At 40.4% G+C, this 8,243-nt stretch carries 6 protein-coding genes and 1 pseudogene; 4 read left to right on the top strand and 3 right to left on the bottom strand.

Annotated elements, in window-relative coordinates; all coding sequences use genetic code 11:
* Window positions 1–11: 11 nt before the first annotated feature.
* Together CWATDRAFT_RS42035 and CWATDRAFT_RS27610 are read right to left on the bottom strand one after the other, a co-directional pair.
* Window positions 12–104: a hypothetical protein gene (locus CWATDRAFT_RS42035; protein ID WP_412093288.1), complete on the bottom strand. Its 93-nt coding sequence runs from the start codon at window positions 102–104 to the stop codon at window positions 12–14.
* A gap of 11 nt (window positions 105–115) precedes the next feature.
* Entirely contained in the window at window positions 116–598 is a 483-nt protein-coding gene (locus CWATDRAFT_RS27610; protein ID WP_007308084.1) for a hypothetical protein, read from the bottom strand.
* Window positions 599–727: 129 nt separating this feature from the next.
* On the opposite strand from CWATDRAFT_RS27610, the gene nblS reads away from it, so the two are divergent.
* The 4 genes from nblS to ispG all read left to right on the top strand — a co-directional run bounded on the left by nblS (window position 728) and on the right by ispG (window position 7,221).
* Entirely contained in the window at window positions 728–2,767 is a 2,040-nt protein-coding gene (gene nblS, locus CWATDRAFT_RS27615; RefSeq protein ID WP_007308079.1) for a two-component system sensor histidine kinase NblS, read from the top strand.
* Between the two features lie 536 nt (window positions 2,768–3,303).
* Window positions 3,304–4,731: a 15-cis-phytoene desaturase gene (gene pds, locus CWATDRAFT_RS27620; RefSeq protein WP_007308080.1), complete on the top strand. Its 1,428-nt coding sequence runs from the start codon at window positions 3,304–3,306 to the stop codon at window positions 4,729–4,731.
* 142 nt (window positions 4,732–4,873) lie between these two features.
* On the top strand, window positions 4,874–5,806 hold the full coding sequence (crtB, locus tag CWATDRAFT_RS27625; protein WP_007308081.1) for a 15-cis-phytoene synthase CrtB: 933 nt from the start codon (window positions 4,874–4,876) through the stop codon (window positions 5,804–5,806).
* Window positions 5,807–5,982: 176 nt separating this feature from the next.
* Window positions 5,983–7,221: a (E)-4-hydroxy-3-methylbut-2-enyl-diphosphate synthase gene (ispG, locus tag CWATDRAFT_RS27630; protein ID WP_007308082.1), complete on the top strand. Its 1,239-nt coding sequence runs from the start codon at window positions 5,983–5,985 to the stop codon at window positions 7,219–7,221.
* A gap of 217 nt (window positions 7,222–7,438) precedes the next feature.
* On the opposite strand, the pseudogene CWATDRAFT_RS27635 reads toward ispG, so the two are convergent.
* Window positions 7,439–8,203 (bottom strand): annotated as a pseudogene (locus CWATDRAFT_RS27635) (IS5-like element ISCwa2 family transposase); the annotation flags it as partial.
* Window positions 8,204–8,243: the final 40 nt, after the last annotated feature.

Here is an 8,243-nt window from a genome sequence, read left to right on the forward strand (position 1 = left end):
GTTCCCAACCCCTAATATACTGGGGTGTTGGTGGTAGTATCTAAGTCATAATAACGATTGCTTGCCCGAGACGCTTTGTAGAGGGCATAGGTACGGGCTACCACTGCTTGAGATTTTAAGCTCTTGGGGCCCAGGTAGGATAAGCTTCGGCACCAACCACACTGTACAAATATTGTTCCACATCGACTAAATTAAGAGCCGTTACGCCTTTTCCTTGACGAATCACCCGAACTTTACCCCGATACCAGCGATCGCCGATCCATACCACGCCATCGTCTTTGGGTTCAATAATTAGATGACTAGAGTTCCATTGGTTGAGGTTAACGCCACTACCTCTAGGTTTAACAGTAAAGCCATCCAGAGGGGCTAAATTGCCGATTGCTCGCCCCCCAGCGTCCCTGACAATGGCAGGGGTTGAACTGCCTATTTGCACAGCACTAACGCCCTTTTTAATAGCAATACGGAGGTCTTGGGCTGCTTGTGCCGATAGACAGAAAATCAGCCAAATTAATCCTGTTAGTCCACTGTATTTGACTAGGGTTAGCCTGGATATCTCAGTAGTCTTAGCCTGACTCTTGACATCTTCATACACTGTCATGACTGTTTTCCTCACACACACCTTACTAAACAGGGAAATTCTATTGTAAAGTAAAAATAGGTAAGGTAAAGAAAAAGCCCTCCCCTGTTGCTGATCATTGAAAAGGAAAAATCTTACACTTAGTTAGCTTTGTTCAATCTCCTATCCCAAATCAAAGAGATCCTCAGACGTTGGTGGTCAGAATTTACACTGCAAACCAAGTTAATGGCGGCAGCAACCTTGGCCGTCTCCTTGTTTATGAGTGGTTTAACCTTTTGGGCCGTTAATACTATTCAAAAAGACGCACAGTTAAATGATACGCGCTTTGGTCGAGATTTGGGGTTATTACTCGCTTCTAATGTAACTCCTCTCATTGCTGAGGACGATTTAACAGAAGTTGCTCGTTTTTCCAGTCGCTTTTATCAGAGTACCACCAGTATCCGCTATATTATCTATACTGACAAGACAGGCAATATTTTCTTTGGTATTCCCTACTCATCGGCTGAAGTTCAAAATTCCCTGACTATTGAACGTCGTATACAACTGCCCGATTTTCCCTCAGACGATCATAACTTACCCTTGGTAAGACAACATCAAAGTCCTAATGGAGAAGTAACGGATGTTTTTGTACCCCTAAGACATCAAGGCAACAAATTAGGATTTTTGTCCATTGGCATTAATCCCAATGCAACGGTTGTTAATTCTTCCAATTTAACCCGTGATGTTACCATTGCGGTGTTTGTAGCTATTTGGGCTATGGTAATTCTAGGAGCGGTTTTTAATGCTTTAACTATTACCCGTCCCATCAAAGAATTATTACTGGGAGTTAAAAATATTGCCGCAGGAAACTTTAAACAAAGAATTAATCTTCCCTTTGGTGGAGAGTTGGGAGAATTAATTTTTAGTTTCAATGAAATGGCTAAACGTCTTGAACGTTACGAAGAACAAAATATTGACGAATTAACATCCGAAAAAGCAAAATTAGATACCTTAGTTTCTACTATTGTTGATGGGGCAATTTTATTAGATACAAATCTCAACTTATTATTAGTTAACCCCACAGCAAGACGGATGTTTGTTTGGGATAGTAAAAATGTTATTGGTGAAAATATACTAGAAATTTTACCCTCAGAATTAACCGAACAGTTACAAACTCCCCTGAAACAAATGATGGAACAGAATACGTCTGTTTCGGATGAATTAGAGTCTGAATATCAAACCGCGGAAGATACACCTTTACAACCTAGAATTAGCCCAGGAGAATATCGGATTAGTATCAGTCAACCCATATCAAGAATTGTGCGAGTTTTATTAACTCAAGTGTTCGATCAACATAGAGAAACCTTGAAAGGGATAGCTATGACGGTACAAGATATTACCCGTGAAGTAGAATTAAACGAAGCCAAAAGTCAATTTATTAGTAATGTATCCCATGAATTAAGAACCCCTTTATTCAACATCAAATCCTTTATAGAAACCCTCTCAGAATTTGGAGAAGACTTAACAGAAACAGAAAGAAAAGAGTTTCTAGAAACTGCTAATCATGAAACAGATCGCCTCACTAGATTAGTCAATGATGTCTTAGATTTATCCCGTTTAGAATCTTCTAAAACTTATCATTTGAAAGGTATAGATTTATCGCAGTTAATCGAACAAACCCTAAGAAGTTATCAATTGAATGCCAAGGATAAAGAGTTAGTTTTGAAGAAAGAAGTTGAACCTAATTTGCCTTTGATTTTAGGACATTATGACTTACTATTACAGGTGATGACTAATTTAGTGGGAAATTCCCTAAAGTTTACCCCTTCTAAGGGAATGATTGTTATTCGTGCCTATCATTTTAAAACGAAATCAAAACAATTTAACAATAAATCTTGTGTTAGAGTAGAAATTTCTGATAGTGGTATTGGCATTGCCCCCGAAGATCAAGCAGCAATTTTTGATCGCTTTTTCCGTGTAGAAAATCGAGTTCATACCCTGGAAGGAACTGGGTTAGGACTGTCAATTGTTAGAAATATTATTGATAAACATCATAGTCGAATTAATCTAATTAGTGAAGTAGGAATAGGTACAACATTTTGGTTTGATTTAGCCCTTTATGAAGATAATTGTACTCCATCAGAAGGCTGTACAAATGACAATATATTACCCAGAACGGTAGATGTTCATCCCAATAGTTTACTCTTTTAAATTGCTCTGCAATGAATTGACTATAATAGACTCTTAACTAGACTACCGAAATAGTCCCTGTTAGACCGCCATGACTGTGCCGTATTATTTAACGTTCACGGGCGCACCGACCGCAAACGGATCCAAAATCTATTTAATTTTTCGGCTGTGCGTCACCGCTAAACCTAATCTACCAGTCGCGTCACCTTTACAATTTCTAGGGCGATATTTGTCCCGACGATCTGAGGTAAGGGAAGCCAATCCCCTGAATATTTATTGCGCTTTACCTCTGCTTACCATTCTACTACGAGTCGAGATGTTTTGCCCAAAATTCATCCCCTCGGCAAAGCCGAGGGTCTTCTTTTGGAAGAAAGATAAAAATTCCCCCCACACTTCCCACACTCCCCACACTCAACTCAACTAAAATATTGATACACCCAGTTGAAAACCACTCCCATCCACCAAGGGAACAAGAAAATTTCTAAATCTAAACAAAATGTTACGAAATGCAAAGTATAATGAGTAAGACATAAACCAATACAAGAGAAGAGAGATAGATGCGAGTTGCGATCGCCGGTGCCGGTTTGGCGGGCCTTTCATGTGCCAAATACTTATGTGATGCAGGACACACCCCTATTGTCCTCGAAAGAAGAGATGTCCTCGGTGGCAAAGTAGCTGCTTGGAAAGATGAAGACGGAGACTGGTACGAAACTGGACTCCACATCTTTTTTGGGGCCTATCCCAATATGTTGCAATTATTCAAAGAATTAGGCATTGAAGATCGCCTACAGTGGAAAGAACACAGTATGATCTTCAACCAACTGGAAACACCTGGAACCTACTCACGGTTTGATTTTCCCGATATTCCTGCCCCAGTTAACGGTATTGTGGCTATTTTACGCAATAACGATATGTTGACCTGGGAAGAGAAAATTAAGTTTGGTTTAGGTTTACTCCCTGCCATTGTACGGGGTCAAAGCTACGTTGAGGACATGGATCAATATTCTTGGTCCGAGTGGCTAGAAAAGCAGAATATTCCTGCCAGAGTGGAAAAAGAAGTCTTTATCGCCATGTCCAAAGCCTTAAACTTCATTAACCCCGATGAAATTTCCGCTACCATCCTCTTAACAGCCCTCAACCGCTTCTTACAAGAGAAAAACGGTTCTAAAATGGCGTTCTTAGATGGTTCCCCCACAGAAAGACTCTGCCAACCCTTAGTTGATTACATTACCGAAAGGGGCGGAGAAGTGAGATTAAATGCCCCATTAAAAGAAATTTTACTTAACGACGATAATACAGTGAAAGGGTTTCTTCTCAGGGGACTCAACGGGGAACCAGATCAAGAGTTTACAGCAGACTTATATATCTCTGCTATGCCGGTTGATCCCTTAAAAGTCATGTTACCTAAACCCTTGCGACAACTAGAGGAATTTAATAAATTAGAAGGCTTAGAAGGGGTTCCTGTGATTAACCTCCATCTTTGGTTCGATCGCAAACTCACCGATATCGATCACCTCTTATTCTCCCGTTCCGACTTACTTAGCGTCTATGCGGACATGAGTAACACCTGTAAAGAATATGCTGACCCAAATCGCTCCATGTTAGAGTTAGTCTTAGCTCCGGCACAGGATTGGATCACCGCCTCCGATGAAGCCATCATCGAAGCCACCATGAAAGAAATTAAACAACTTTTCCCCCAACACTTTACAGGGGAAAATGCAGCCAAACTACTCAAATATCACGTAGTCAAAACCCCCCGTTCTGTATATAAAGCAACTCCTGGAAGACAAGCTTATCGTCCTTCCCAAAAGACTCCCATTGCTAACTTCTACTTAGCAGGAGATTTTACCATGCAAAAATATCTAGGAAGCATGGAAGGGGCTGTGTTATCAGGGAAACTAGCGGCGCAAACCCTAGCGCAAGACTATCCAGCTAAAATATCCCCATCCACCCCAGAAGCAACCAAAGAAGCCTCTTTAGTCTAGTCTGTTCCCAGTTAATGACCAAAAATTTCGTCTGAAATAATGACGAAACGGTCAATGAATGGGACAATGCTAAAAGTCCAACGGTTCTTAAAAAACCCCATTACATTCTGATTACTATAGAAAACCATTCTGCTTGTGCTGAATGCTACAATTGCCTAAACCTACCCAACCCCCCCAAATCCTGGCCTCTGTAGAAGAGTCCTACGAACGCTGTCGTCAAATCACCCAGAAATACTCAAAAACCTTTTATCTGGGAACCCTCTTAATGCCACCAGAAAAACGACGGGCGATCTGGGCCATCTATGTTTGGTGTCGCCGTACCGATGAATTAGTCGACGGTCCTCAAGCCAAATATACCACCCCAGAAACCTTACAAAAGTGGCATGAACATCTCGAACACTTATTTAAAGGTCATCCTGTGGATGATGAGGATGTCGCCCTAGTGGACACCTTGCAACGGTTCCCTGTGGAAATAGAACCCTTTGAGGATATGATCGCAGGGCAACATATGGACTTATACCGTAACCGTTATGAGACCTTTGAAGACCTGAAACTCTATTGTTATCGGGTAGCCGGAACCGTAGGATTGATGTCCAATGCTGTCTTAGGAATAGAAGAAAATCCTTCTGCGGGCCCTTGGGATAAGGAAAATGAGCCTTATATACCTAAAGAAGAGGCCATAGCTTTGGGCATTGCCAATCAATTAACCAATATCTTACGGGATGTAGGAGAAGATGCTCAACGAGGACGTATTTATTTACCTTTAGAAGATTTAGATCGCTTTAATTATACAGAAACGGATTTATTGAAAGGGGTAATAGACGATCGTTGGCGTGAATTAATGCGTTTTGAGATCCAACGGGCCCGACAGTATTATAAGGATGCAGAAAGGGGTATTCGTCTACTTTCAAAGGATTCTCGTTGGCCAGTTTGGGCGGCTTTGATGTTGTATCAAGGTATTCTCAATGTCATCGAAGCGAATGATTATGATGTGTTTAGTCAACGAGCTTTTGTGAGAACCCCCAAGAAAATGCTTTATATTCCTCTTGCATGGTTAAGATCACACGTCCTCTAAACTTTTTTAGCTGTACCATTTTCCTCCACTGGGACTACAGATATCTATACCGTAGGGGTCAACTACCGTTGACTCCCGCCTAAATGTGTAGTCAGACCTAAGGAATATTAAGACAATCGAGTATTAAAATAGAACTTGGATAAATTCGCTACCAAATTATTTTATAACTAGCTATCATGCAGACTCTAGAAACGCCTAAAACACCGAAAATCATTTCTCAACCAGATTTTGATACCACTATTCATCGTCGTAAAACCCGTCCAGTTAAAGTGGGCAATATCACTATTGGGGGTGGGTTTCCTGTTGTTGTACAGTCTATGATTAATGAGGATACCCTAGATATTGAGGGATCTGTGGCTGCTATTCGTCGTTTACATGAAATTGGTTGTGAGATTGTTCGGGTAACGGTTCCTAGCATGGGTCACGCTAAGGCTTTAGCGACTATTAAAGAAAAATTAGCCCAAGTGTATCAACCAGTTCCCCTCGTGGCGGATGTGCATCACAACGGTTTAAATATTGCCTTAGAGGTGGCTAAGCACGTGGATAAAGTGCGTATTAATCCAGGATTATATGTTTTTGAAAAACCCCGCGCCACCCGTACAGAGTATAGTCAAGAAGAATTTGAAAAGATTGGGGATAAAATTCGCCAAACCCTAGAACCTTTGGTTATATCTCTTCGAGATCAAGGAAAAGCCATGAGAATTGGGGTTAATCATGGATCTTTAGCAGAAAGAATGTTATTCACCTACGGGGATACCCCAGAAGGAATGGTGGAATCTGCTCTAGAATTTATCCATATTTGTGAGTCTCTTGATTTCTATAATTTGATCGTTTCTCTTAAAGCATCCCGTGTTCCTGTGATGTTGGCGGCCTATCGTTTGATGGTAAAACGCATGGATGAGTTGGGCATGGACTATCCTCTCCATTTAGGGGTGACAGAGGCAGGAGATGGGGAATATGGTCGCATTAAGTCCACTGCTGGTATTGGAACCCTCCTTGCAGAGGGGATAGGAGATACTATCCGTGTTTCTTTGACCGAAGCCCCAGAAAAAGAAATACCTGTTTGTTATAGCATTCTACAAGCCTTGGGACTCCGCAAGACTATGGTAGAATATGTTGCTTGTCCTTCTTGCGGTCGTACCTTATTTAATCTTGAAGAAGTTTTACATCAGGTGCGAGAGGCAACTAAACATCTGACAGGGTTAGATATTGCTGTCATGGGATGTATTGTTAATGGCCCTGGGGAAATGGCTGATGCTGACTACGGTTATGTTGGGAAACAAGCTGGTTATATTGCTCTATATCGTGGCCGGGAAGAAATTAAACGGGTTCATGAAGAACAAGGGGTCGAAGAGTTAATTAACTTGATTAAGGCAGATGGCCGTTGGGTTGATCCTTCCTCAGTTGGCAGTTAGCAGTGAGAATATCGAGTAACAAGTTGCTTAATAAACTTTATTTATTGTTATCTCTGACCAAATAAATAAGAACAAAAGCTTAAGATTGTCTCTTTTTGAGGCAATTTTTTGTTTATATGTCCCCAAAAATCCCAAAAATATCAATATACAAGCTTAATTCAACCAAGGTGATATAAAACTTCATAAATAGGGTTTGCTGAAAAAGTTTCTCCAAAATTTATGCCACTTTTGACCAAGAATTTTCTGACAAATCAATAAGTTTTAGTACATAAAAATTGTTTAAAGTATAATCAAAATTAATGAAAGGCGGTTTGATGAGTTCCCCTGTTCTATTATTAGTAAATAAGGACAAAAAAAGCGACAAAAACTGCCTCAGAAGTTTAGAAAGATTGACAACTAAAAATGTAATAGCAATAGATGTAATGGAGGTTTCAGGGAGTTTTGTCATCACGAGATTTAGGCTAAATCTTCGTTTAGCTTGTCCAAACTTTCCCTCAATAGCATTACGGAAGCATTCATCGGAGTGGGCTTGTTTCTTTTCTTCTTCACTGACATTTTTCGGAGGTCTTCCTAACTTCGGACCACTGATTCTTATCCCTCTTTCCTTACACCAATTTCTGTTTTCCCTAGTTCAATAAATTTTATCTACATGGACGGATTCGGGATAATAGCCAAACGTTTCTTTATACTTTTCTACTTGTTCTTTTAAATGACAAGATTCATTGAAGTTTTCCCAACTTATTTTGTCTAGAAACACATAGTTATCTACACAGCTTACTGAGAGTTTAGCTCCAAACTCTATTGGTTTTCCTACTTTTCCCCTCACTATTGGACGAATATGCGGTTGAGTTAAACTTACAATTCTTTGAGGAACACTCTGGGTCTTATTCTCCCACATTGACTGTTGTTGTTCATAAACTTTTGGGATAGTCTCTAGACAATTTTTCTGTCTTTTACTCAGATTTTGCAGGGAAGCCCCAGCTGAATAAGTCTTCTAATTCCAAATGTGATCCCCGTCCATC

It is taken from the genome of Crocosphaera watsonii WH 8501 (assembly GCF_000167195.1).
In the GTDB taxonomy this organism is placed as follows: domain Bacteria; phylum Cyanobacteriota; class Cyanobacteriia; order Cyanobacteriales; family Microcystaceae; genus Crocosphaera; species Crocosphaera watsonii.